Raw genomic sequence first — 23,561 nt, forward strand, 5'->3', positions numbered from 1 at the left:
AACGCCGCACCCCGGCCGCCCCGAGCCCGCCCGAAGCCCCCGGCTAGGCTCGCGCCGAGAGGCGGACGTCGCCGCCCGGGACAAGGAGATGCGCATCATGGCCGTCGAGATCGGTAGCAAGGCCCCCGAGTTCGAGCTCAAGAACCAGCACGGCGAGGTCGTTCGGCTCGCGGACTTCCGCGGTGAGAAGAACGTCCTGCTCGTCTTCTACCCGTTCGCGTTCACCGGTGTGTGCACCGGCGAGCTGTGCGCGCTGCGCGACGATCTGCCCAACTTCCAGAACGACGACGTGCAGGTCCTGGCCGTGTCCTGCGACGCGCCGTTCTCGCTGCGCGTGTTCGCCGAGCAGGAGGGCTACGAGTACCCGCTGCTGTCCGACTTCTGGCCGCACGGCGGGGTCGCGCGGGCGTACGGCGTCTTTGCCGAGGACAAGGGCTGCGCCGTGCGCGCGACCTTCGTCATCGACAAGGAGGGCGTGGTCAAGTGGAGTGTGGTCAACGCGATCCCGGACGCGCGGGACCAGGCGGAGTACCTGAAGGCGCTCGCGAGCGTCTGATTCGGCGCGGTCGGGGGTTCTCCGGCGGGTTCGGGCGTAGGTCGGGCCGGGTCGGGGTACCCGTGCCGCGGCGAGACTCCCGCCGGTCAGGAACTCATGACTAGGATCGGCGCGTTGTCTCGTCTGTAGGCGAAAATTCCGGGGCACCAGTTGCTCCATGAACCTTTGGAGGACTCGTGGGCGTCAGCCTGAGCAAGGGCGGCAACGTCTCGCTCTCGAAGGAGGCTCCGGGCCTCACTGCTGTTCTGGTCGGCCTGGGCTGGGATGTGCGTACGACCACCGGCACGGACTTCGACCTCGACGCGAGCGCGATCCTGCTCAACGGAAGTGGCCAGGCGCCGTCCGACGGCCACTTCGTCTTCTTCAACAACCTCAAGAGCCCCGACGGCTCCGTCGAGCACACCGGTGACAACCTCACCGGTGAGGGCGAGGGGGACGACGAGGCGATCAAGGTCAACCTGGCGGGTGTCCCGGCGGATGTCGAGCGGGTCGTCTTCCCGGTCTCGATCTACGACGCCGAGACGCGCCAGCAGAGCTTCGGCCAGGTCCGCAACGCGTTCATCCGCATCGTGAACCAGGCCGACAACAAGGAACTCGCCCGGTACGACCTCACCGAGGACGCGTCCACGGAAACCGCGATGGTCTTCGGCGAGCTCTACCGCAACGGCGCGGAGTGGAAGTTCCGCGCGGTGGGCCAGGGCTACGCCTCGGGCCTGCGCGGCATCGCCAAGGACTTCGGAGTCAACGTCTGATAGGCGAGACATCACGAACGCCCGCCGACCGCACCCGCGGTCGGCGGGCGTTCGTCGTCCCGGACCGGGGTGGGGTCGTGCGCGGCGCCGTCGGAGCGCCCCCTCCCGCACGCTGTGAGCTGTGCGAAAAGGGGGTCCCGCCGGGTCGGGGGCATGGCAAGGTTGAAGCGAATGTACGACGATCAGGAGGAATCGATGGGGGTCACCCTCGCCAAGGGCGGAAACGTCTCGTTGAGCAAGGCCGCACCCAATCTCACCAATGTCTTGGTGGGTCTGGGCTGGGACGCGCGCGCCACCACGGGCGCCTCGTTCGACCTGGACGCGAGTGCGCTGCTGTGCGGTGGTGCGGGCAAGGTGCTCGGCGACGACTATTTCGTCTTCTACAACAACCTCAAGAGCCCCGAGGCTTCGGTCGAGCACACCGGCGACAACCTCACGGGCGACGGTGACGGCGACGACGAGGTGATCCTCGTCGATCTGATGGCCGTTCCCGACCAGGTCGAGAAGGTGGTTTTCCCGGTCTCGATCTACGACGCCGAGATGCGCGGGCAGACCTTCGGACAGGTCCGCAACGCCTACATCCGGATCGTGAACCAGGCGGACAACAACGAACTCGCGCGATATGACCTTACCGAGGATGCGTCAAGCGAGACAGCCATGATCTTTGGAGAACTTTACCGTTACCAGGGGGAGTGGAAGTTCCGGGCGGTAGGTCAGGGGTACGCTTCGGGCCTGCGGGGGATCGCACTCGACTTCGGCGTCAGCGTGCAATGAGTACGTACTGACGGTGTGTGTCAGGGTCGGTCACCCGGTGGGGCCGGCCCTGACGCCTTTTCCGAGTCTCTCGGGTGGGGGCGTGAGGGCCGGTCTTCCTGATGACCCACCCGGAGATGCAATCCCCAGGTAGATAAGGACCTCATCCGTGGTAATCCGTACGTTCGGCTGGTCGTTCGGCGTGACGGTGGTCGGTCTCGCCGTCGCCGCGTATTTCTGGGGGGCGACCGGATTCGGCATCGTGCTGATCCTGTCGATCCTCGAGATCTCGTTGTCTTTCGACAACGCTGTAGTAAATGCCACGATCCTCAAGAAAATGAATGCCTTCTGGCAGAAGATGTTCCTGACGGTCGGTATTCTGATCGCCGTCTTCGGCATGCGGCTCGTCTTCCCGCTGCTGATCGTCAGTTTGACCGCCGGAATCGGTCCGGTGGACGTGGTGGATCTCGCGTTCCACGACGACAAGATGATCGACGGGATGACCTACGCGGAGCACCTGGACGAGGCGCATCCGGCGATCGCCGCCTTCGGTGGTCTGTTCCTGTTGATGATCTTTCTGGACTTCATGTTCGACGACGAGCGTGAACACAAGTGGATCGGCCCGCTGGAGCGCGTCACCGGCAGGCTCGGCAACTTCGACGTGTTGTCCACGCTGATCGCGCTGATCGTGCTCGTGGTGACCGCGCAGACGCTCTCGCCCGCGCACAAGGAGGGCACGGTCATGGTGGCCGGCGTGCTCGGCCTGATCGCGTACCTGGGCGTCGGCGGGCTCTCGGACTACTTCGAGACGCACGGCACGCTGGCGCACATCGACGACGAGGAGGACGAGGACGAGGCCGAGGAGGGTGCGGCGCCGGCCGAGGCCGGGGGTCGCAGCGGTCCCAAGCCCGTGCAGCTCGCCGCCGGCAAGGCCGCGTTCTTCATGTTCCTCTACCTCGAGGTGCTCGACGCGTCGTTCTCCTTCGACGGTGTGGTCGGCGCGTTCGCGATCACCCAGGACCTGCTGATGATCACGCTGGGTCTGGGTATCGGCGCGATGTACATCCGGTCGCTCACCGTCTACCTGGTGCGCCAGGGCACGCTGGACGACTACGTGTACCTGGAGCACGGCGCGATGTACGCGATCGGCGCGCTGGCGAGCATCCTGCTGGTGTCGATCAAGTGGGAGATCCACGAGGTGATCACCGGCCTGGTCGGGGTCGGCTTCATCGGCGTCGCGCTGGTCTCCTCGATCATGCGCAACAAGCGGATCGGCCATGTCCCGGGGCAGAGCAACAGCGGTGTGAAGGTCGACGCCTAGCCTTCGACCGCACCCCGCGTCCCGCACGCGGGATCACGACCGGTACCGCGCCCGAGCACCGTTCCGGGCGCGGTACCGGTTTTTTCCGGCCCCGTTATGTTGTGTACTGAAGCCGCCACTACGCGTACGCGCACCGGCCGGGGGATCAGGGAGGGCTTGATGCCGCTTTTCGACTGGCGTCGGGGATTGATGGAGCGCGAGCCCGAGCACGGCGGGCACAAGGTCGCGCTGACTCGCTCGACGCCCGAGGTCTCGCTGACCCAGGCGGGTTCCGCGACCGGGACGCTGCGGGTCAATCTGCACTGGAATCCACAGGTCGAGGAGGCGCCGCCGCGCCAGCGCAGCGGCGGGTTGTTCCGGCCGCTGGCGGTGCAGTCGCCGCCGCTGCCGCAGAAGATCGACCTCGACCTCGGCTGCATGTGGGAAATGAGCGACGGCTCGAAAGGCGTCGTGCAGGCCCTGGGCAACCTCTACGGGACCTTCAGCCAGCCGCCGTACGTGCGGCTGGACACCGACGACCGGTCCGGCTCGGCGTCGGGCGAGACGTTGTTCATCAACATCGACCAGGCGCGGAACGTGCGCCGGTTGTTGATCTTCGTCTACATCTACGAGGGCATCCCGGCGTTCGACCAGGTCAACGGGGTGGTCACGCTGTTCCCCAACTCGGGGCTGCCGATCGAGGTGCGGTTGGACGAGCACGCGCGCGAGGCGCACACGTGCGCGGTCGCGGTGGTGGAGAACCACGGCGACGAGATCGTGGTGCGCCGCGAGGTGCGCTACGTGCACGGATACCAGGCCGAGCTGGACCGTGAGTACGGGTGGGGGCTGCTGTGGGCGCGCGGCTACAAGTGATCGCCCGACCGGTGGCCGCTCCCCCGGTGACCGCCCGCCGGTAGCGGACCCGTGCGTGAACGCCGCCGGGTGTGCGGCGGCGTCCACGCACGGAGCGTGGTCCGCTCAGCCCTGGAACTGCGGACCCTGCGGCGGGGTGTCCAGTCGGCGCATTTGGGGCGGACCGCCCTGACCCTGCGGCGGCGTGCCCGGGTACTGCTGCTGGGGCGGCATGCCCATGCCCTGCGGCGGGGTCATCCCGGGCGGCATGGGAGCGCCGTGCGAGGGCGTGTACGGTCCGGGCTGCCCCGGCCCGCCGGGGCCGGGCGGGTACTGGCCCGGCGCGGGCAGTTGCGGGCCGCCCGGAGGCATGTGCATCACGCCCGGCGGGGTCTGGAAGGACATCCCGTGCGACGGCGTGCCCTGCGGCGGGAAGCCCTGGGGCGGCGTGCCGCCGTGCGCGGGGGGCGGCGGGACCGACGCGCCGCCGGAGGGGGTGTGCGGGTAGCCGGGGGGCGCCCCGCCGATCGTGTGCGGGGCCGGCGGCGGCGGGATCATCGGGCCGTCGTGGCGCGGCGGCGGAGGCGGCACGGGCGCGCCGCCGTACGGCGTGTTGCCGGAGATGGGCAGCACACCCTGCGGCTGTGCCTGCCGGTGCGCGGGCGGGGCGGGCAGCGTGCCCTGGCCGTAGTGCGGCTGCGGCAACACGGCGGTGGGAGCCGGCTCCTGGTACGAGGGCGGCGCGGGCGGGCCGTCGCGGTACGTCGGGGGCGGCGGCGGGGCGGGCGCGCTCGGCGGGGACTGGTGCACCGGCGGCAGCGGCGTCGGCACGGGAGCCGGTGCCGGGGCGCTCGGCTCGTCGTCGACGCTGATCCCGTAATCGGTCGCCAGGCCCGCGAGACCGCTCGCGTAGCCCTGCCCGACCGCGCGGAATTTCCACTGGTCGCCGCGCCGGTAGATCTCGCCGAATACGAAGGCCGTCTCGCTGGTGGCTCCGGCGATCGGGAAGTTGAGCAGCTCGCCGCCGCCGTCGGCGTCGTACAGTCGAAGGACGAGGCCGGGTACCGAACCGATGGTGCCACCGTCCGCGGACGCGGCCACGATCACATGTTGCACATCGGCGCCGAGGGCGGCGACGTCCACCCGGACGCCGTCCGTGCAGCGGTCGGGCGCGGACTTCTTGCCTTCGTGCACCACCGTGCCGGACGGGTGCCGGGGCTGGTTGTAGAAGACGAAGTCGTGGTCGCCGCGCACCTTGTTGTCCGCGCCGAGCAGCAGAGCCGAGGCGTCCATGTCCGGAACACCGGCTCCCGGCCGCCATTCGAGCACCACGCGCACGGACCGGGCAGGGAGGGCCGTATTCGCTCCCTTGGACATCACCTGGGTCATGCGCCCATCCTGCCGTCCCGAAGGAGCTGCGCTCAACGTGGGGCGTGCTCGTGACGATTGTGTGAACACATGGTCCTATAACCGGATCGTACGTCTTCGATTTTGCTTTTCGGTTACCGTAGGCAGCGCCTGCCGGCGGCTCACCGGCTCGGCGCGAATGCGCCTTCGGAACAAACCAGGGCGCGTACGGGTTCCCGCCCCGTCGCGCCTTTGCCACCACCACCGTCAGTCGAGGGGGATCAGAACACGATGCGGCATTTCGGCTACCTGGACGATGCGGTCCGCGATCATCTGTTCCACCGCCCGCCGGGGACCTTCGACCGGGACAGCGACCCCGCCGTGTTGGCCTCGGCGCTCGGCGCGACGCTGTACAGCCCCGCGACGCGTGGCACGCTCGCGGCGGACATCGTCAAGCAGGCGGCCCGCGGTGTGACGTCGATGGTGTTGTGCCTCGAGGACTCGATCGACGATCGCGAGGTGGTCGGCGCCGAGCAGAACCTGGTCGAGCAACTGGCCGCATTCGCAGGCTCCGGAGTCGAGGGCCCGCTGCTGTTCATCCGGGTCCGGCACCCGGAGCAGATCACCGACCTGACCGAGCGGCTCGGTGACACCCTGCGCGTGTTGTCCGGGTTCGTGCTGCCCAAGTTCGAGCCGGACAGCGGCGCGCGCTACCTCAAGGCCCTGGACGAGGCGATCGCGATGAGCGGGCGCCCGCTGTACGCGATGCCGGTGCTGGAATCGCCGTCCATCGCCTACATCGAACACCGGCGCGCCGTGCTCGCCGAACTCGCCGAGCTGATCGGCACGCACCGGGACCGGATCCTGGCGGTGCGGATCGGCGCCACCGACTTCCAGTCGGCGTACGCGCTGCGCCGCTCGCGCGATCTGACCGCGTACGACGTGCACCTGGTGGCCGGTCTGATCGGCGACATCGTCAACGTGTTCGGCCGCGCGGACGGCACCGGACACGTGATCAGTGGGCCGGTGTGGGAGTACTTCCCGCAGGGCGAGCGGCTGTTCAAGCCGCAACTGCGGCGCACCCCGTTCGCCGAGGCCGAGGACCCGGACGAGGCGGTCGAGCTGCGTACCCGGCTGATCTCGGCCGACCTGGACGGGCTGATCCGCGAACTCGAACTGGACAAGGCCAACGGCCTGCTCGGCAAGACCGCGATCCACCCCAGCCACGTGGCGGTGATCCACGCGATGTCCGTGGTCACCCACGAGGAGTACTGCGACGCCACCGACATCCTGGCCGAGAGCGCGGCCGGCGGCGGGGTGCTGCGCTCGGCGTACACGAACAAGATGAACGAGGTGAAGCCGCACCGGGCCTGGGCCCAGGCGATATTGCGCCGGGCGCACGCCTTCGGCGTCGCACGCGAGGAGGTCACCTTCGTCGACCTGCTCGCGGCCGGCATGGAGTGAACCGTCCGCCGGGGCCGGGCGTTCCGGGGCGGTGGGATTCGATCGGGTATCAGGGAAGCGGGTTCGTGGGTTGAGGGAACATCGGATGGAAACCTGGTCGGGGAGTTGGGTCGCCGAGCGGCTCGACGTGACGCTCGCGGGGGACGGACTCGACGCGTTGGTCGGGCTCGCGCTGCGGCGGAACCCGCGCCGGGCCCACCTGTTGGTGTCCACCGTGCTCGGCAAGCACATCCCTCAACGACCCGAGGTGGTCCACGACGCGGGTCGCGACCTGGGCGCGCGCGTGGCGGCGGTACTGGCCGGCGAGCCTACGCCGGTGGTGCTCGGGTACGCGGAGACCGCCACCGGTCTGGGGCACTGCGTGGCCGAGGCGCTGCCCGGGGCGACCTACCTGCACTCGACCCGGCGCCCGGTGGCCGGGGTGGCGCAGTTCGGCGCGTTCGAGGAGGAGCACTCGCACGCCACCTCGCACCTGATCCTGCCGCGCGATCCGCAACTCCTGGCCGGAAGCGCGCCGTTGGTCCTGGTGGACGACGAACTGTCCACCGGGCGAACGGTCGCCAACACCATCCGGGCGCTGCACGCGGTGGCGCCGCGCGCGCACTATGTGATCGCCGCGCTGATCGACGTGCGCGGCCCGGCCGACCGGGCCGAGTTCGAGGTCTTCGCGGCCGAACTCGGCGCCCGGGTGGATGTGGTGGCCCTGGCCGCGGGCACCGTCGCGCTGCCCGAGGACGTGCTCGTGCGCGGTACCGAACTGGTGGCCGCGCACGACGACGAGCGGTCCGAGAGCGGCGGGGCGGGTCGCGTGCGCACGCTCGACCTGGACTGGCCCGCCGACCTGCCCGACGGCGGCCGGCACGGGTTCACCCAGGCCGATCAGGACGCGCTGGAGGCGGCGTTGCCCGCGCTGGGCGCGGCGCTGGCCGAGCGGGTGCTCGGTCGGCGGATCCTGGTGCTCGGCTTCGAGGAACTGATGTACACGCCGCTGCGGTTGGCCCGCGCGCTGGCCGAACACGTGGGCGCGGACGCCGAGGTGCGCTACTCGACCACGACCCGCTCGCCGGTGCTCGCGGTCGACGATCCCGGCTACGCGATCCGCACCCGGCTGCAATTCCCGTCCCACGACGACCCCGCCGACGGTCCCGGCGCCCGCTACGCGTACAACGTCGCGGCCGGCACCGACCCCGCGCGGCGGTTCGACGAGGTGCTGATCGTCGTCGACTCGGTCGCCGACACCCCCGAACTGCACGCGCCCGGTGGCCTGCTGGACGCGCTGTCCCGGGTCACCGACCACGTCGGTCTGCTCGTTGTCCCCTCCTTCACCCCCGAGGTGCGCAGGTCATGAACCACCAGCCGAGCCCGCACGGGCACGACACCGGCAAGCTGCCGGACCCGCTGTACGGGCCCGCGTTCTCCTCGTACGCCGCCGACGAGGTCGCGTGGCTGCTCAAGGACCTGTCCGCGGTCGAGTTGGAGGCACCGCTGGAGGAGCGCGAGGAGGCGATCCAGCACGCGGGCGCGCACTACGCCGAGTCGCTGCCGATCGAGTACCAGCCCTCGCCCGAGTACCAGGCGCTGTTCCACGCCGCGTTGGACGCCTCGGCGGACCGGATCGCGCACGCGGTCGGCGTGGTCACCGAGACCATCCTGGCCGAGCGCGGCCGGGACGCGGTGCTGGTCTCGCTCGCCCGCGCGGGCACCCCGGTGGGCGTGCTGATGCGCCGCTGGGCCGAGCGCGCGCACGGCCTGACGCTGCCGCACTTCGCCGTGTCGATCGTGCGCGGACGCGGCATCGACACCACCGCGCTGCGCTGGCTGGGTCGCGAGTTCGACCCGTCGCGGATCGTCTTCGTGGACGGCTGGACCGGCAAGGGCGCGATCACCCGGGAACTGTCCGACGCGCTGGAACTGACCGCCCAGACCACCGGCATGCGCTTCGACCCGGAACTGGCGGTGCTCGCCGACCCGGGCTCGTGCGTGCGCACCTACGGCACCCGCGACGACTTCCTGATCCCGTCCGCGTGCCTGAACTCGACGGTGTCCGGGCTGGTTTCGCGCACCGTGCTGCGGGAGGACCTGATCGGTCCGGACGATTTCCACGGCGCGAAGTTCTACGCCGAACTGGCCGACGTCGACGTCTCCGGTCTGTTCCTGGATGCCGTCACGGCGCGGTTCGGCGCGGTGGCCGAGGACGTGGCGCGCGATCAGCCGCTGCTGGCCGCGAGCGACCGGTCGCCGACCTGGGAGGGATGGCGCGCGGTGGAGCGGATCGGTGCCGAGTACGAGATCGACAACATCAACCTGATCAAGCCCGGCGTCGGCGAGACCACACGGGTGCTGCTGCGCCGGGTCCCGTGGCAGATCCTGGCCCGCAAGGGCGTCGGCGCGGAGTTGGACCACGTGCGGATGCTCGCCGCCCAGCGCGAGGTGCCGGTGGTCGACGTGGACGACCTGCCGTACTCGTGCGTGGGCCTGGTCAAACCGGGCTTTCGCCGGGACGGGGGCAACGCGTGAGCATCGTGGTGGCCAGCGATCTGGACCGCACCCTCATCTATTCGCAGGCCGCCGCCCGACTGGGCCTGGCGGCCACGGACCCGACGCCCGAGCTGGTATGCGTGGAGGTGTACGACGGCGCGCCCATGTCGTTCGTCACCGGCGGCGCGGCCGTGCTGCTTGCCGAGTTGGCCGAGCACACCACCTTCGTGCCCACCACGACCCGCACCCGCGAGCAGTACGCGCGGATCGTCCTGCCGGGCCGGGCACCGGAGTTCGCGATCTGTGCGAACGGCGGCCACCTGCTCGTGCACGGCGAGAGCGACCCGGACTGGCAGGCGGGTGTGCGCAAGACGCTGGCCGCGAACGCCGCGCCGCTGCCCGAGGTGGTCGCCCACCTTGAACGGGTCGCCCGTCCCGAGTGGACCCACAAACTCCGGGTGGCCGAGGACCTGTTCACCTACCTGGTAGTGGAACGCGCGGACCTGCCGCCCGAGTTCGTACCCGAGACGACCGCGTGGGCGGCCGAGCGCGGCTACGGCGTCTCGCTCCAGGGCCGCAAGCTCTACTTCGTCCCGGAGGCCCTGACCAAGGGCGACGCGGTGCGCGAGGTCGCCCGGCGGGCCGGCGCGGACGCGGTGTTCGCGGCGGGCGACTCGCTCCTGGATATCGAACTGCTGCGCGCGGCGGACGCCGGGGTGCGCCCGGGGCACGGTGAGCTGGCCGAGACGAACTGGGGTGCGCCGCACGTCGAGGCGCTCACCGAGCAGGGGGTGTCGGCGGGCGAGCGGATCGCGGCCTGGCTGCTGGAGCGGAGCCGTTCGCCGGTGCGGTGATCGGTGACCGCTGATCGGTGACCGGTGCTCACCGGTCGGCGCCGGCGGCCGGCGGCCGGCGGTCGGTGATCGCGGTGGTCTCGGCGGTCTCGGTGATCGCGGTGGTCTCGGCGGAGGATTGAAGGCACGGCCTCGGGTCCGGCACGGTTGAATGGGCCGCGCCGAGGGAGAGGAGGCGCCGTGGATCCTGCCGAGTGTGCGGTGTGGTGGGCGGAGCCGGATCCGGACGCGGTCGCGCGGGCCTGGCTGGACGGCGCCGAGCGGGTCAGGTACGAGCGCTATCGGCGGCCCGCCGATCAGGCCAGGTTCGCCACCGCCCGAGCGCTGGCCCGGGGTGTGCTCGCGGCTCGGCTGGAGGTGGCCCCGGGCGACGTGCGCTTCGACACCACGTGCCGGCTGTGCGGGTGTGACCGGGGCAAGCCGCGCGTCCTCGGCGGCCCGGCCGAGCTGGACTTCTCCATCTCGCACGCCGGCGAGCGGGTGGTGCTCGCGGTGATCGAGGGCGCCGAGGTCGGCGTGGACGTGGAGCGGATCGCCACCGTCGAGGGCACCTTGTCGGCGGCCGAACTGGCCGCGCAGACCCGGCTTCCGGTGCGGTCGCGGGCCGTGGACGCGATCACCCGGTGGACCCGCAAGGAAGCGCTGCTGAAGGTGTACGGGCTGGGTCTGACGGTGGATCCGCGCACGCTGACGGTGTCCGGTGCGGGTGAGCCGCCTCGGCTGCTGGACTGGCCGGATCCGCCGTCGACCGTGCCGGCCGCGGGGGATTCGGGCAGTGCGTGGGCCGACCCGGAAAGCCGACATCCGCACCGCGAGCAGGAGGCGGTGCGGATGTACGACCTGACGCCGGGGGTGGGCTATGCCGCGACCGTGGCGCTGCGTGGGCTCGGGCGGTACGCGGTGGTCGAGCGGTGGGCGGGGGAGTCGCCGATCCGGGAGACGAGCTTGGAGCGGGGCGTCGGCTCGGACCCGGAGCGGGGCTTGTAGCGACGCTCGGAGTGGGCCTCGGAGCGGGGCTCGCCGGCCGGCTCAGACGCAGGCGCCGCGGACGGTCAGTAGTTCGGCCCGAGCGTGCAATTGCCGGCCGCACTCCATGTCGAAGGTCAGCTCGAAGCCGTCCCGCGCGGCCCGTACCCGGGTCAGCGCCACCTCGGTGAACCGGTCGAGCGCGCCGCACAGCTCGTGCATCACCAGCCCGGTCGAGGACAGGCCGAGCACCGTGCCGTCACCGAGGGTCACCAGATCGCAGCCCCGGTTGCCGCTTGCCGCCTGCGCGTCGGTCACCCGCAGCGGACCGCGGCCGAGCGAGTGCAGCCACGTGACCGCCTGGCGATGCAGTACCGCGCGCTCCTCCTCGTAGGCGAGGACCATCATGCGATGCATGTCGGTCATGTCGTTCGTGTGCAGCGGCATCGTGGGGGCGGTCCGCGGCTCCCGCCGCAGCGCGCGCAGGTTCGGCAGCGCGAGAACGACGAGGAGAAGCGCGAACAAGAGCATCAAGAGCACGGGCATGTGCGACTTCCCGGTGTCAGCATCGTGGTCGACGGCGCGGCACACGGGGGTGTCGGACCCGTGAATCGGGATCAAGGTCCCGAAGTCGGCCGGTCCGACGACTTTAAACCTTAAATTTCGGGAAGGTGGGTGATGGTGCCGATTCTTTACCCGACTGGTCGAACATGGCGACGATTTCACTACGCTGAGTTGCGTAAAGTGTGTTATATGCGGCTAATGTCGCTTTTCCGATTTTCGGTGCTGACGCGACGTGATGCCGAGTGATGTCAGTGCGGTCCGGGGCCGGCCCGGTCCTCACGGATGACCTGGACCGTGGCCGCGACCTCGGCCCGGATGGCGCGGGTCTCGCTGAGGAAGCGCCACCAGTTCGGGCGCGGCTGCTCCGGCTCGGCGGCGATCGCCTCCAAGCGGAAGACCAACGCGTCCAGGCGGCGGGCGTAGCGCTCCTCGGCATTGGCCCGACCGCCGAGCGCGAGCCGCTGGGCGTCGCGCAGCGCGAACCGGGTGCGCTCCAACTCGGCCTCGGGGTCGCGGGCCACCTCCTCCAGCGCGCGCAGGCGGTCGGAGACCGAGGCCATCGCCTCGTCGGCCTCCTTGAGGGTGGCCCGCGCGGTGGCCAATCGGCTCACCGCGTCGGCGTACTCCCCGCGACCGGCCGAGGCGCCGGCCTCTTCCAGACGGGCGTGCGCTACGCCCAGTGACTGTCGGGCCTTGGCCGGGACCTGCTCGAGGTCGGTCCAGCAGGACTGTACGTAGTCGCGGCGCAGCCGATGCAGGGCGGGTTCCACGCCGGCCAGTCGAGACTCCAGGGCCTGTGCGCGGGTGCGCAGCGAGGACAGCCGGTTGGTCACCTCCTCGCGCTGTCGGGGCAGCCGCTCCGCCTCGGCACGCAGTTCGCCGGCCGACGTCTCGATCCGGCCCGCCACCTCCAGCGTGCCCGGGATGCCGAGCGCGGCCGGGCCCTTGTCCAGTTCGGCGAGGTCGCTGCGGATCGCGGCCAGGCGGGTGGTGAGCGTGCTCGTGCCCAGTCCCGCCCGCTCGGTGTCGGCGACCGCCCGAGCGGCCTCGGCGGCGGCGCGGCGGGCCCGATCCACGGCCGGCGGCAACTGACCCAGCGCGTGCTCGGCATCGGCGAGCAGTGGGCCGAGCGAGCCGGCGAACCGGTCCAGGTCCTGGCGGACCGCGTCGAGCTTGCGCGCGGTCTCGGTCAACTCCCGGCGAGCCGCCTCGTATTCGTCGGTCTCCAGTTCGACGTCCAGCGGATGACGGTCCATCAGCGCGATGTACGCCGCGCTGGCCTCGTCGATGCGCAGGCTCACCGCGGCGAAGGCGCGCAGCGCGTCCTCGGTGCCGCGCGCGCCGCGGACCGCCCGGACCGTCTCCAGCGAGAGCATCATGTCCCGCTGCGCGGTGTCGAGCTGGAGGAACGCCTCGCCCGCCGCCTCGCGCGCGGCCAGCGCGGCCGAGCGGGCGGCGTCCTTGCGGCGACGCCACGGGCGCGTCTCGCCGCCGGCGAACGCGGCCGGGAGCACGGCCAAGAGCAGCGGCGCGAGCGTGATCGACAGCGGAAGGCCGACCCCCAGGGATCGTCGTGCGGATCCGACCACCACGCCTGCTCCCGTCACCGTGCGAACCGTGCCCACTCCATCCTGCCCATCCTTCCAGGTGCTGTCCGATGGAGGTCCACCAACCGTCCCCCGGGGCGTGTCCGACCGGGCGGATGGGCTGCGCGGGGCTCGCCCATCACCAACCCTTTTGCGTGTGCGAACCATGTGTAACCGCCCGGGCTCGACGACAACCACCGGCGCCGACCGAGGGCGAAACGTGCGCTACCTCTCCTTTACCGACCGTCGACGCGGTGTACTCGCCGTCGGGCTCGTCGGCGCGACCCTCGCGGTGGCGGGCTGCGCGGGCTTGGCGCCCACGACGGGCGAGGCGAAGGGTCCGCGCGCGATCGTGATCGGGGTGGGCTGGGAGCCCTACTTGCTCAGCCCGCTCCCGGGCTACGGCAAGGATGGCGCGTCCAAGCTCTTCGGCGGCCTGCTCGCGCACGACGCGGGCGTGGGCCTGAGCGGATCGCGGACGAGTCGCGTCGGCTCGCGGACGCGGAGCACGTGGTGTTGCCGGCCACCCACTACCCGGCCACCCACGACCCGGCCACCCACGACCCGGCCGCGGCGGCGCGGCTTGCGGATCGGTGCGGTGAGGACGCGGGGCGGGGCGTCGAGACGGCGCCGGCCGACGCGTTCTTCGGCGCGGCCGGGCCCCGGCATGCGTACGCGCGCGCGGGCTACTCGCGGCGCTGCCCGCGCGGGAGTTCGTACCGATTCCCGAAATGCCGCCGGGACGAGCACGCTGCCGGCCGGGTGCGCGTTCGCGGCGCGCTGCGATCAGGTGAGCGATGGTCGGCTTCAACGCGCTTGCCCGGCATGGGCGTTGGTGGAGGTGGAGGCGGTGTATCCGGGATGAGCGCGGATCTCGGGCCGGTCCCCGGGGATCCGGGGCCGGCCCGGCGGCGTGGCGCGGCGCAGTATGGCGTGGCGTGGCCGCCGGACCGGCGGATCCGGGTCAGAACTTGACGTCGGAGCAGGAGTAGAAGGCGTTGTCGGTGTCCGCGACGTCCCAGACCGCGAAGATCAGCGCTTGGCCGGTGCGGCCGGCCGGGAGAGTGCCGGTGTGCACGGTGTGCGCGGCCGGCAGGGCGCCGCCGTACGGGACGGTCAGGAACGGCGTGCTCTCGATCTGCGCGCGGCTGATCGGCTGGGTGGGATTCCAGCTCGGCTTGGTGATGTAGTAGCGGAACGTGCTGGTCGAGTGCCGGGCCTCGATCTCCCAGGTGAAGCTGAACGTGGCGCCGGAGGTGAGCGCGGTGGTCGGCCACGCGCCGCCGCGCGGGTCGTCGAGCGGGGCCCATCGGCCGTCCGCGCCGGCACACAACTTCCCGTCGGCGGGTCCGCCCGCCGGGTAGCCCTTGGGGCCCTCGACGCTCTGCGGCTCCCACTGGATCTGGCCGCACCTCTTGACCTTGCCCTCGCCGCACAGCGCGGAGCGGCTCTTGGGGCTGGAGATGAACCCGTGGGCGGAGGCCGAGGACGGCAGCATCATGAAGGGCAGCGCGACCGCCGCCGCGCTCAGCGTGGCCAGGATGGTCCTCTTGCGCATGGAACTTCTCCTCGTGAACGAAGTCGTGCCGGGACTGGCCGACCCGCTCGGCGCGGTCTCGAACCGACCCGCCCGGGTACCGCGGGGCGTGGTCGTCGAGTCGATGGGACCGTCGAATCCGCATCCGAACGTGCAGCCACACGGTCCGGGTGCGGACCGCTTCGGTGCGACCTGCGCGAGTCGCGTGCCTTCGTTACCGGGGTGCGCTCGATCACGCTAGGAGCCGCGCTTCGAGGCGGTCAATGGTCTGGACCTGTGCCGGCACAAATTGGCGAACCCCGCGGCCGGTCACGGTCGGTGACCTCAGCCGAGCGGGTCCGGGATCGGGACGGCCACGCCGGAGACGCGGACCCGGGGGTCGTCGGCACGGAGGTCGACGGTCAATACGCCGGGCCGGCCCAGGTCGTCGCCCTGGTGCAGGGTGAGCGTGGCCGACGCGGGGACCAGGTTCAGGGCCCGCAGATAGTGGCCGAGGGCGGCCGCCGCGGCGCCGGTGGCCGGGTCCTCGACGACGCCGCCGATCGGGAACGGGTCGCGGACGTGGAAGGTGTCCGCGCTCTCGCGCCAGACCAGTTGGAGGGTGGTCAGGTCGCGGGCCCGCATGAAGTCGGCCAGGCCGTCGAAGTCGTAGCGCAGATCGGCCAGCCGGGCCCGGCCGGCGGCGGCCAGGACCAGGTGGTGGGCGCCGGCGTACGCGTAGGCCGGCGGGATGGCCGGGTCGAGGTCGTCGGGAGCCCAGCCGAGCAGGGCCAGCGCCTGGGCGACATCGGCGGCCGGGACCGCGGAATGCCGCGGCTCGACGCTGGTCAGCGTGGCGCGCAGGGTGCCGTCGGGCTCGGCGATCACGTCGACCGGGACGACGCCGGCGCGGGTGGCGAAGACGAGTGCGCCGGGGCCGATCCGCTCGGCGACGGCGACCGCGGCGGCGACGGTGGCGTGGCCGCAGAAGGGGACCTCGGCCAGCGGGCTGAAGTAGCGCACGTCGAAGACGCGGGAGGCGTCGGCGGTCGGCGCGGCGGGTTCGGCCACCCTTGCGTCGGTGTCGGTCGCCGTGGACCGGGTGAGGAACGCGGTCTCGGAGTAGCCGAGTTCGGCGGCGATCGCGAGCATCGCCGGATCGGTGAGACCGTCGGCGGCCAGGACGACGCCGGCGGGGTTGCCGCCGGTCGGGTCGGCGGAGAAGGCGGTGTAGCGGAGGGGTTTTCCGGCGTCCGGTGTCGTCATGTCGTGGCCCAACGCGCGGTGTCGACGAGACATTCCTGGGGTGGGCGACGCTCGCGCGGCGGCCGAGGCGGCACGATGCGCCGGCGACCGGCCGTCGGGCGCCGGGAGCACGCCGACGGCCGGTCGCCGGCCCGCGGAGGACCGGCACCCGGCGAGCCGGCGGGCGTCGGCTCAGCCGGAGGCGAGGCGCCAGAAGTCGCGCATCAGGGTGGGGGGCGTGGGACCGGAGAGTTCGACCTGGGTGAGCAGGACGGTCGCCGTGCCGGTGGACGGGACGACGTGTGCCGCCGTACCGGTGCCGCCGACCCAGCCGAAGCGGCCCGGGACGTTCCAGGGGTCGACGGGCTCGACGTCGACCGACCCGCCGAAGCCCCAGCCCTGGCCCTCCAGGAAGAGCCGGGACGCGTCCCGCTGCGGTGCGGTCAGGTGGTCCGTGGTCATCCGGCGCACCGATGCCGGGGTCAGCAGCTGCCGACCGGCGGCGCCGCCCTCGGCGAGCAACATCCGGGTGAAGGCGTGCAGGTCGTCGATGGTGGACACCAGGCCGCCGGCGCCGGAGGGGAAGGCGGGCGGGCTGCTCCATTGGCCGTCGGGGGCGTCGATCAGGTCGAGGCCGCCGGTGGGCGAGGTGCGGTAGCAGTACGCGAATCGGTCGAGATCGGCGGCCGGCACCGAGAAGCCGGTGTCCACCATGCCCAGGGGCTCGAACAGTCGCTCGGCCAGGAAGTCGGGCAACGACCGACCGGAGATCCGGGCGATCAGCACGCCCAGGATGTCCGAGCACGTGTTGTAGAGCCAGGCCACGCCCGGCTGGTGCAGCAGCGGGATCCGGGACAGCCTGGCCAACCACTCGTCGGGGTCCGGGACCGCTTGCGGCCGCGGCGGTCCCTGGCCCAACTCGGTGAACAGCGGTGCGAGCGCCGGCAGTGAGAAGTCGGCGGGGAAGCCGTATCCGGCCCGGAAGGTGAGCAGGTCGAACACGGTGATCGGACGGGTCACCGGGATCACGTCGTCGATCGGCCCGCCCGGCGTACGCACCACGTTCGGCGCGGCCAACTCCGGCAACCAGCGGCCGATCGGGTCGCCCAGGGCGAATCGACCGTCCTCGACCAGGGTCATGATCGCGGCGGCGACGACGGGCTTGGTGAGCGACGCGACGCGGAAGATCGTGTCCCGGCCCATCGGGAGGGCGCCGGCGGCATCGAGCGAACCGACCGCCTGGACGTCGACGCGGTCGTGGTGTGCGATCAGGGCCACCGCGCCCGGTAGCGCTCCGGTGTCGACGTGGGACTTCAGGAGTTCGCGCAGGTTGCTTGCCGGGCTGGTCATCGGGTCACCTTCTGGGGCGGGAACGCGGTCGAGGGTCCGCAGGTAAGACTCCCGCGGTGGCGCACCGTCATCGGTCCCGAGCGGCCGGATCCCGTCGCCTCGGGGCAAGGCGGCGGGATCCGGCCGTCCTGGTGGACGCCGGAGCCGGTGGGGCGTGGCGCCGGGGCGGGCCGGCAGGTCACGGTTGTCTCGTGCGGTCGCCAGGATATGAGCCGTACTTGATATTCCGGGCGAAATCACGTGACGGGCCGGGGGGTCCACTGCGTTGTAGTTAGTGGATACGCGTGCGACGCGGGGCGGGTCGGGCTTGGCTGGAACGCTCGCCGGGTGGGAACGGTGCGGGCATCGCGGCGTGCCGGGCGGGAACGGTGCGGGCACGCGATCCGAGTGGGCATCGGGTGGCCTGCCGGCACGGCCTCCGGGTGGGGTAGGACACGTGGTCGAACGGACGTCTAGGAGACAGCAGGCCGATGGGAACCCCGAGATCTGAGGAGAAGGAACTGGCGGCCGCGATGCGGACGGCGGCGTCGGAACTGGCGCTGCCGGCCGGGTTGGTCGCGGGAGGGATCGCTCGGGGTCGGCGGATGCGGCGGGCCCGTCGGATCCGGATGGGCGCCGCCGCCGCGGCGGTGCTGGCCGTGGCGGGCACCGGCGTGGTGGTGGCGGCCACTGCGGAGGACGCGCCGCGGAGCCGGGTGGCGTCGGGAGCGGCGGCGGTGCCCACCGGTTCGCCGACGCCGAGCGTGACCCCGGAGCCGGGATCCGGGATCTCCGCACCGGCCGGGAAGGAACCGGTCTCGGCACAGGAACTCGCGCGAATACTGCTTCAGCAGCCGGAGTTCGGCGCCGTGCAGCGGGTTCCGACCGGAAGCGCGCTTTCCCCGAAGTCGGGCGGTGCGGGGATCCGGGTGGGCGCCTTCGCCGTCGTGACGTTGGAGAACGGCAAGGGAACGACGCTGCTTCGGGTGTCGGTGTGGGCGAGCACCCCGAAGACCACGGGACCCGATTGCCCCGACACGGAAGGCGTCGCCGGCCGCTGTGTGGCCATCGCCGAACCGGACGGCACGCGTGGATACGCCGTGGAAACGATCCCGACCTACCTGGGCGGGAACGGGAAGGATGGTTTGGGTGGACAGATCACCCGGTCCGTGCGGGTGATGCGTCCGGACGGAGTGGAGGTCTCCATCACGGAGACGACCGACTACGCGGGGAACAGTGCCGTCGCGACGTCGGAGAAGCCGCCGTTGCCGCTCTCTCGGCTCCAGGAGCTCACCCTGAAGCCGTTCTGGCAGCTCTGGGTGGACCCCGAGGTCAATCTGGCCGCGCGGGGGAAGCTGATCGGTTTCAAGGACGTGCCGGTGACGTTCGATCCCGACATGATCTGGACGCGGGAGACGCCGACGTCCGCGTTGCCGCCCGCCGGTCCACCACAGCCGCCGACCCCGACCCGCTGAGCGGGCGGGTGTCGGGAGGGTCCGCCTGGTGCCCGCCGAGGGCGTAGGCGGCCGGACCGGGTACCGGAGACCTGCACACCCGCGGCCGCGCCGCCCCTGAGGCGGGGCGACGCGGCCGGGATGGGTCGGTCGGGTCAGGTCAGGCGCTTGCACAGGAGGGCGTCGGGGGTCCTGGCCGAGCCGATCCGGCCGGTGTACGCGACGCCGGCCGCGTATTCGTCGGCTCCGCACTGGCCCTTGTACGCGCCGGGGGCGAACTCGCCGCCGGGGTTGCCCGCCGGGCGGTTGTCGCCCCGGTCGAACCACAGCGTGCGGGACGAGGTGCCGAGCGTCGTGGTGGGTTGGGTGCACAGGATCGCGGAGACGGCCGCGCCGCGCACGCTGTATCCGGTGATCATCCGGCCGGTGGGGCATTCGAGCTTGGTGTAGCCCGTGGCCCAGTCGTTCTGCACGTACGACTCGTCGCGAACGACCGTGTAGCCGGCGCCGATCGGAGACAGGTCCGGGCCGCCGGTGTCGGTGCACAGCCCTCGGTTGCCGGTGTGTGCCAGGCCGATGACGCGCTCGCCGTCCGGGCAGACGCCCTTGCGGGCGCCGGAGTCCCAGTCCGGACGGGTCCGCATCCGCAGCGAGGGCTGGGCGTCGGCGTGGTCCAGGTTGAGCATGTTCCAGCGCGCGGAGGCGGCGATCGTGCCGGTGCGCCCGGTCGCGCCGATCAGCCTGGTCCAGGCGGCGGCGCGCCAGTCGGTCGGGTCGTCCGCGATGCCGCTGCGCACGCCGTTGGGGTCGAAGCGCAGCAGGGCCCACGAGTCGCCCTGGCCGTTGCCCTTCCAGCCGACCAGCGGCCAGTAGGCGAAGTCGAGGTCACGGGCGATCAGGTAGTCGGTGAAGTTGGTGAACCAGGCACGGGCGACCGGATCGCTCTCCTCGGCGCCGGTGCCGAACTCGCTGATCCACACCGGGGCGGTGTGGTGCTGCCCGTCGGTGGTCACGTACTGCGCCGATCGGTCTATCTCGGCGAACAGTTGATCACGCGTCAGGTCCTGGTAGCGGGCGTCGTGGGTTTCCCCCAGGCCGTACGCGCCGCTGTGGTTGGGGCCGGTGTACCCGTAGAAGTGCGCCGAGTAGACCAGTTTCCTCGGGTCGACCAGGGTGTGTGACAGCGTGCGCACCGGCGTCAACGTGGGGCGGCCGTGCGGCAGGAAGTCGACCGGGACACCGGTCCAGTTGATGCCTTCGACGATGATCAGCAGATCCGGGTTGGCCTCGGTCAGGATGCGATTGCCCGCCTCCAGGGACGCGGCCTGCCAGTCCTTGTCGTTGCCCCAGCCCCAGTTCGGGTCGTCGGTGATGTTGCGCCGGACCTCGTTGTACAGATCGGCGCCGACCACACGCTTGTTGGTCTTGTAGCGGTTCGCCATGGTGATCCAGTCGGTTACCCAGTCGGCGGTGCTTCGCGAGGTGTTCCAGCGCTCGTTGCCGTCCACGCCGCAGCACCAACGGGTGGTGCCGGTGTGGTTGTTCAGTACGACCGCGAAGCCGTCCGCGGTCAGCGCGGCGACCACGGCGTCGAACACCTGGAGCGGGGTCTTGCCGCGCAGTTGCGGGTTGGCGGCGACGGCCGCGTCGGGGACGGTCGCGGTGGCGTGCACCATCTCGTTCGAGAAGGGCAGCCGGATGCTGTTGACGCCGACCGCGTGGAAGCCCGCCAGGATCGCGGGCAGGCTCGCCCGATCCAGCCCGAGCGGCATGCCGTTCGCGTTTTCGCCGCTGTGGTGGTTCGCGGGGTCGGCGATGTCGCCCGAGCCGTTCCAGGTGCCCTGGGCGCCGGCCCAGTTCGCCGAACGCAGCTTGAATCGGTTGCCGTTCGCGTCGACGATCCAGCGGCCGCTCGCGGACAGGGGGGCTGTCCAGGAGGCGGCGAGGGCGGATGCCTGGGAGGCGGTCGGCGCGGTCGCCTGTGCGGTGGGGGTGGCCGCGTCGGCTTGGGGGCCGATCAGGAGGCCGGCGGCCATGGCGGTCAGCGCGGTCAGGGCGAGGGCGGGGCGGGTGAGTAGTCGGTGCCCGCCGCGGGGGCGGGTGGTGGCCGCGGGAGAAGGGTTGCGGCGGGTGAGAAGTCGGTGCCTGGTGCGATGCATCGGTACCTGCCTCGATTGAGGGATGAGGGGTGCGTGCGGTGCGACGGTGCGGTTGTTGTGGTGCGTGGCCGTGCGGTGCGGCCGTGCGGTGCGGCGGTGCGGTTGTTGCGGTGCGCGGCCGTCCGGTGTGGTGCGGCTGTGGGGTGGTCAGGCGGACTCGGGGGTTGTGGTGGGTGCGGGCTCGGTGGGGTGCGAGCCCAGGACGGCCACGGCTTGGGGGGCGAGGGTGACGCGGCGGGTCGTCGGTTGGCCGTCGGCGAGCAGATCCCGGCGTGGGGTGGGGAGTTCGACTTCGTCTGCGTGGTCGGCGTGGTCGGCGTGGTCGAGCAGGACGAGTACGTCGTACCCGTCGCCGGTGCGAATGCTTGCCTGGACGCCGCGCGGGAGCACCGGCAGTACCGGCTCGACGCCCGCGTCCGCGCAGGCTCGGGCGATCAGGCCGCGCATGGCCGCGGTGTCCGGGCGGGTCGCGATATACCGCGCGATGCCCGCGCCGTGCGTGTGCACGGTCGCGGCGGGGCGGCCGGCCCATTCGGCGCCGGCGAACTCCACCTCGGCCCGAGCGCCCTTGAGCGTGACGTCCTCGCGCCGCAGGTCGCCGGTACCCGTCGGTGGCGCGTCACCCGACCCGGAAACCCCCTGTAGGGGGAACACCACGCCCGCGTCGGCCGGCCGGAACTCCTCGACCGATATGCCCAGTACCTCGCGCAGCGGCCCCGGGTAGCCCCCCAGGTGCACCCGATCGCATTCGTCGACGATGCCGCTGAAGAACGACACGACCAGCGAACCGCCCCCGGCGACGAAGCGGGACAGCCGGTCGGCGTGTTCGGTGGACAGCAGATACAGGCTCGGCACGATCACCAGGCGGTAGTCGGACAGATCGGCGCTCGGATGCACGACGTCCACCCCCACGCCCAGGTCGAACAGCGGCGCGTAGTGGTCGAGTGCGCGGTCCGAGTGGCGGACGGCGTCGGAGGGGTGCGAGTCGAGTTCGAGGGCCCACCGGCTGTGCCAGTCGGACAACAACGCGACCCGGTTGTGGATCCGGGTGCCGACCAGCTCCGGTACGCGGGCCAACTCGCGTCCCAGATCGGCCACGTCGCGGAACACCCGGGTATCGGGACCGGCGTGCGGCACCATGCGGGAGTGGAACTTCTCTGCGCCACCGCGGGATGGTCGCCACTGGAAGTACATGATCACGTCGGCGCCTTGGGCCACCGCCTGCCAACTCCACAGCCGCGTCCGGCCCGGGGACTTGGCGGCGTTGCGGGAGCGCCAGTTGACGGCGGACGGCGCCTGTTCGGTGAGCAGCCATGGTTCGCCGCCGCCCGCGCAGCGGATGGTGTCGTAGCTCATCGCCGCGCCGATGTGGGCCTGGTCCCGATTCGGGTCGGGGTAGCTGTCCAGGGACAGGACGTCCATGGTCGGTGCCCAGTCGTAGATGTCGACGCTCTTGAGGCCGGCCAGGAAGTTGGTGGTGACGGGTACGTCGGGGGTGATCCGGCGCAGGATCGCGGTTTCCGTCTCGAAGCAGGTGCGCAGTGCGTCGTTGCCGAAGCGTTTGAAGTCCAGTTGTTGGGAGGGGTTGGGGTAGGTCGGTGCGGTGCGTGGGGGCAGGATCTGGTCGAAGGAGGCGTAGCGTTGGGACCAGAAGTCGGTGGACCAGGCGTCGTTGAGGGCGTCGACGCTGTTGTAGCGTTCGCCCAGCCAGCGTCGGAAGTCGGCGGCGGAGGTGTCGCAGAAGCATTCCGCGACGTGGCAGCCGTACTCGTTGCCGACGTGCCACAGACCGAGGGCGGGGTGGTCGCGGTAGTGCGTGGCGACCGCCTCGACCAGGCGCGCGGCGCGGTCCCGGAAGACGGGTGAGGACGGGCAGAAGTGCCGGCGGCCCCCGGGGGACAGGACGACGCCGTCGGCGGTCACCGGCAGCACCTCGGGGTGCTCGGTGACCAGCCACGGCGGCGGCGCGGCGGTCATCGTGGCCAGGTCGGCGGTGATGCCGTGTGCGGCGAGGTCGTCCATGACGCGGTCGAAGTACGTGAAGTCGTAGGCGTCGCGCGCCGGTTCGACCCGGGCCCCGGCGAAGATGGCGAGGTTGACCACGGTGACGCCGGCTCGGGCCATCAGCGCCAGGTCCTCGGTGCGGGTGGCCTCGGGCCACTGGTCCGGGTTGTAGTCGGCGCCTAAGCCGATGCCGCCGAGGCGGGCGCGCAGTGCGGCCTGCCGGTCGGCGGGGCGGTGTGTGGTGTCGTTCATCGGTGGGTTGTGGCACGCCGCGGCCGAAGTGCTCTCGGGTGGGCGCCACTTCTCCTTCGGGATCACTTCGGGGCGGTGAGGACGAATGGGTTCGCGGGAGGGGTGGTGAGGGCGGGCGTCGTTCGGCGCC

At 71.5% G+C, this 23,561-nt stretch carries 17 protein-coding genes and 1 pseudogene; 10 read left to right on the forward strand and 8 right to left on the reverse strand.

What is annotated here, in order from left to right; all coding sequences use genetic code 11:
* The first annotated feature begins 97 nt into the window (after positions 1-97).
* The 5 genes from OG948_RS25345 (at position 98) to OG948_RS25365 (ending at position 4,234) form a co-directional block, all read left to right on the forward strand.
* On the forward strand, positions 98-556 hold the full coding sequence (locus OG948_RS25345) for a peroxiredoxin (RefSeq protein WP_406298653.1): 459 nt from the start codon (positions 98-100) through the stop codon (positions 554-556).
* Positions 557-732: 176 nt separating this feature from the next.
* On the forward strand, positions 733-1,308 hold the full coding sequence (locus tag OG948_RS25350) for a TerD family protein (protein ID WP_395872739.1): 576 nt from the start codon (positions 733-735) through the stop codon (positions 1,306-1,308).
* Between the two features lie 195 nt (positions 1,309-1,503).
* On the forward strand, positions 1,504-2,082 hold the full coding sequence (locus OG948_RS25355) for a TerD family protein (protein WP_395872759.1): 579 nt from the start codon (positions 1,504-1,506) through the stop codon (positions 2,080-2,082).
* Between the two features lie 148 nt (positions 2,083-2,230).
* Positions 2,231-3,382, forward strand: a complete 1,152-nt coding sequence (locus tag OG948_RS25360) for a DUF475 domain-containing protein (protein WP_406298654.1) — start codon at positions 2,231-2,233, stop codon at positions 3,380-3,382.
* A gap of 159 nt (positions 3,383-3,541) precedes the next feature.
* Entirely contained in the window at positions 3,542-4,234 is a 693-nt protein-coding gene (locus OG948_RS25365; protein ID WP_406298655.1) for a Tellurium resistance, read from the forward strand.
* 105 nt (positions 4,235-4,339) lie between these two features.
* Here OG948_RS25365 and OG948_RS25370 read toward each other — a convergent pair whose 3' ends face one another.
* Complete coding sequence (locus OG948_RS25370; protein ID WP_406298656.1) at positions 4,340-5,602, reverse strand: TerD family protein; 1,263 nt, start codon at positions 5,600-5,602, stop codon at positions 4,340-4,342.
* A gap of 249 nt (positions 5,603-5,851) precedes the next feature.
* Here OG948_RS25370 and OG948_RS25375 point away from each other — a divergent pair, with 249 nt between their 5' ends.
* The 4 genes and pseudogenes from OG948_RS25375 to OG948_RS25390 all read left to right on the forward strand — a co-directional run bounded on the left by OG948_RS25375 (position 5,852) and on the right by OG948_RS25390 (position 11,343).
* Positions 5,852-7,024, forward strand: coding sequence for an HpcH/HpaI aldolase/citrate lyase family protein (locus tag OG948_RS25375; RefSeq protein WP_406298657.1), 1,173 nt, complete (start codon positions 5,852-5,854; stop codon positions 7,022-7,024).
* Between the two features lie 85 nt (positions 7,025-7,109).
* Positions 7,110-9,541, forward strand: a pseudogene (locus OG948_RS25380) (phosphoribosyltransferase).
* Entirely contained in the window at positions 9,538-10,356 is an 819-nt protein-coding gene (locus OG948_RS25385) for an HAD family hydrolase (protein WP_406298658.1), read from the forward strand. Before OG948_RS25380 ends, OG948_RS25385 begins: the two are co-directional and overlap by 4 nt.
* A 180-nt stretch (positions 10,357-10,536) precedes the next feature.
* Complete coding sequence (locus OG948_RS25390) at positions 10,537-11,343, forward strand: 4'-phosphopantetheinyl transferase family protein (protein ID WP_406298659.1); 807 nt, start codon at positions 10,537-10,539, stop codon at positions 11,341-11,343.
* Positions 11,344-11,385: 42 nt separating this feature from the next.
* Here OG948_RS25390 and OG948_RS25395 read toward each other — a convergent pair whose 3' ends face one another.
* The 5 genes from OG948_RS25395 to OG948_RS25415 form a co-directional block, all read right to left on the reverse strand.
* Positions 11,386-11,868 carry a hypothetical protein gene (locus tag OG948_RS25395; protein ID WP_406298660.1) on the reverse strand — a complete coding sequence of 161 codons (483 nt, stop codon included), beginning with the start codon at positions 11,866-11,868 and terminating at the stop codon, positions 11,386-11,388.
* Positions 11,869-12,134: 266 nt separating this feature from the next.
* On the reverse strand, positions 12,135-13,493 hold the full coding sequence (locus OG948_RS25400) for a hypothetical protein (RefSeq protein WP_406298661.1): 1,359 nt from the start codon (positions 13,491-13,493) through the stop codon (positions 12,135-12,137).
* A 943-nt stretch (positions 13,494-14,436) separates the two neighbouring features.
* Positions 14,437-15,030 (reverse strand): lytic polysaccharide monooxygenase, encoded by a 594-nt coding sequence (locus tag OG948_RS25405; RefSeq protein WP_406298662.1) that lies wholly within the window; start codon positions 15,028-15,030, stop codon positions 14,437-14,439.
* Positions 15,031-15,333: 303 nt separating this feature from the next.
* Positions 15,334-16,254 carry a PhzF family phenazine biosynthesis protein gene (locus tag OG948_RS25410; protein WP_406298663.1) on the reverse strand — a complete coding sequence of 307 codons (921 nt, stop codon included), beginning with the start codon at positions 16,252-16,254 and terminating at the stop codon, positions 15,334-15,336.
* 171 nt (positions 16,255-16,425) lie between these two features.
* Complete coding sequence (locus OG948_RS25415) at positions 16,426-17,583, reverse strand: serine hydrolase domain-containing protein (RefSeq protein WP_406298664.1); 1,158 nt, start codon at positions 17,581-17,583, stop codon at positions 16,426-16,428.
* Positions 17,584-18,053: 470 nt separating this feature from the next.
* On the opposite strand from OG948_RS25415, the gene OG948_RS25420 reads away from it, so the two are divergent.
* On the forward strand, positions 18,054-19,037 hold the full coding sequence (locus OG948_RS25420; protein ID WP_406298665.1) for a hypothetical protein: 984 nt from the start codon (positions 18,054-18,056) through the stop codon (positions 19,035-19,037).
* A 134-nt stretch (positions 19,038-19,171) separates the two neighbouring features.
* On the opposite strand, the gene OG948_RS25425 is transcribed toward OG948_RS25420, so the two are convergent.
* Positions 19,172-21,175: a glycoside hydrolase family 5 protein gene (locus tag OG948_RS25425; protein WP_406298666.1), complete on the reverse strand. Its 2,004-nt coding sequence runs from the start codon at positions 21,173-21,175 to the stop codon at positions 19,172-19,174.
* Between the two features lie 147 nt (positions 21,176-21,322).
* Positions 21,323-23,431, reverse strand: a complete 2,109-nt coding sequence (locus OG948_RS25430; protein WP_406298667.1) for a beta-galactosidase — start codon at positions 23,429-23,431, stop codon at positions 21,323-21,325.
* Positions 23,432-23,561: the final 130 nt, after the last annotated feature.

This window comes from Embleya sp. NBC_00888 (genome assembly GCF_045207655.1).
Taxonomy (GTDB): domain Bacteria; phylum Actinomycetota; class Actinomycetes; order Streptomycetales; family Streptomycetaceae; genus Embleya.

Excerpts from the sequence above, each read along its gene's own strand:
- OG948_RS25395 (WP_406298660.1), bottom strand. The coding sequence starts at position 11,868 with ATGCCCGTGCTCTTGATGCTCTTGTTCGCGCTTCTCCTCGTCGTTCTC.
- OG948_RS25355 (WP_395872759.1), top strand. The coding sequence starts at position 1,504 with ATGGGGGTCACCCTCGCCAAGGGCGGAAACGTCTCGTTGAGCAAGGCC.
- OG948_RS25420 (WP_406298665.1), top strand. The coding sequence starts at position 18,054 with ATGGGAACCCCGAGATCTGAGGAGAAGGAACTGGCGGCCGCGATGCGG.
- OG948_RS25410 (WP_406298663.1), bottom strand. The coding sequence starts at position 16,254 with ATGACGACACCGGACGCCGGAAAACCCCTCCGCTACACCGCCTTCTCC.
- OG948_RS25370 (WP_406298656.1), bottom strand. The coding sequence starts at position 5,602 with ATGACCCAGGTGATGTCCAAGGGAGCGAATACGGCCCTCCCTGCCCGG.
- OG948_RS25415 (WP_406298664.1), bottom strand. The coding sequence starts at position 17,583 with ATGACCAGCCCGGCAAGCAACCTGCGCGAACTCCTGAAGTCCCACGTC.
- OG948_RS25430 (WP_406298667.1), bottom strand. The coding sequence starts at position 23,431 with ATGAACGACACCACACACCGCCCCGCCGACCGGCAGGCCGCACTGCGC.
- OG948_RS25425 (WP_406298666.1), bottom strand. The coding sequence starts at position 21,175 with ATGCATCGCACCAGGCACCGACTTCTCACCCGCCGCAACCCTTCTCCC.
- OG948_RS25405 (WP_406298662.1), bottom strand. The coding sequence starts at position 15,030 with ATGCGCAAGAGGACCATCCTGGCCACGCTGAGCGCGGCGGCGGTCGCG.
- OG948_RS25345 (WP_406298653.1), top strand. The coding sequence starts at position 98 with ATGGCCGTCGAGATCGGTAGCAAGGCCCCCGAGTTCGAGCTCAAGAAC.
- OG948_RS25365 (WP_406298655.1), top strand. The coding sequence starts at position 3,542 with ATGCCGCTTTTCGACTGGCGTCGGGGATTGATGGAGCGCGAGCCCGAG.
- OG948_RS25375 (WP_406298657.1), top strand. The coding sequence starts at position 5,852 with ATGCGGCATTTCGGCTACCTGGACGATGCGGTCCGCGATCATCTGTTC.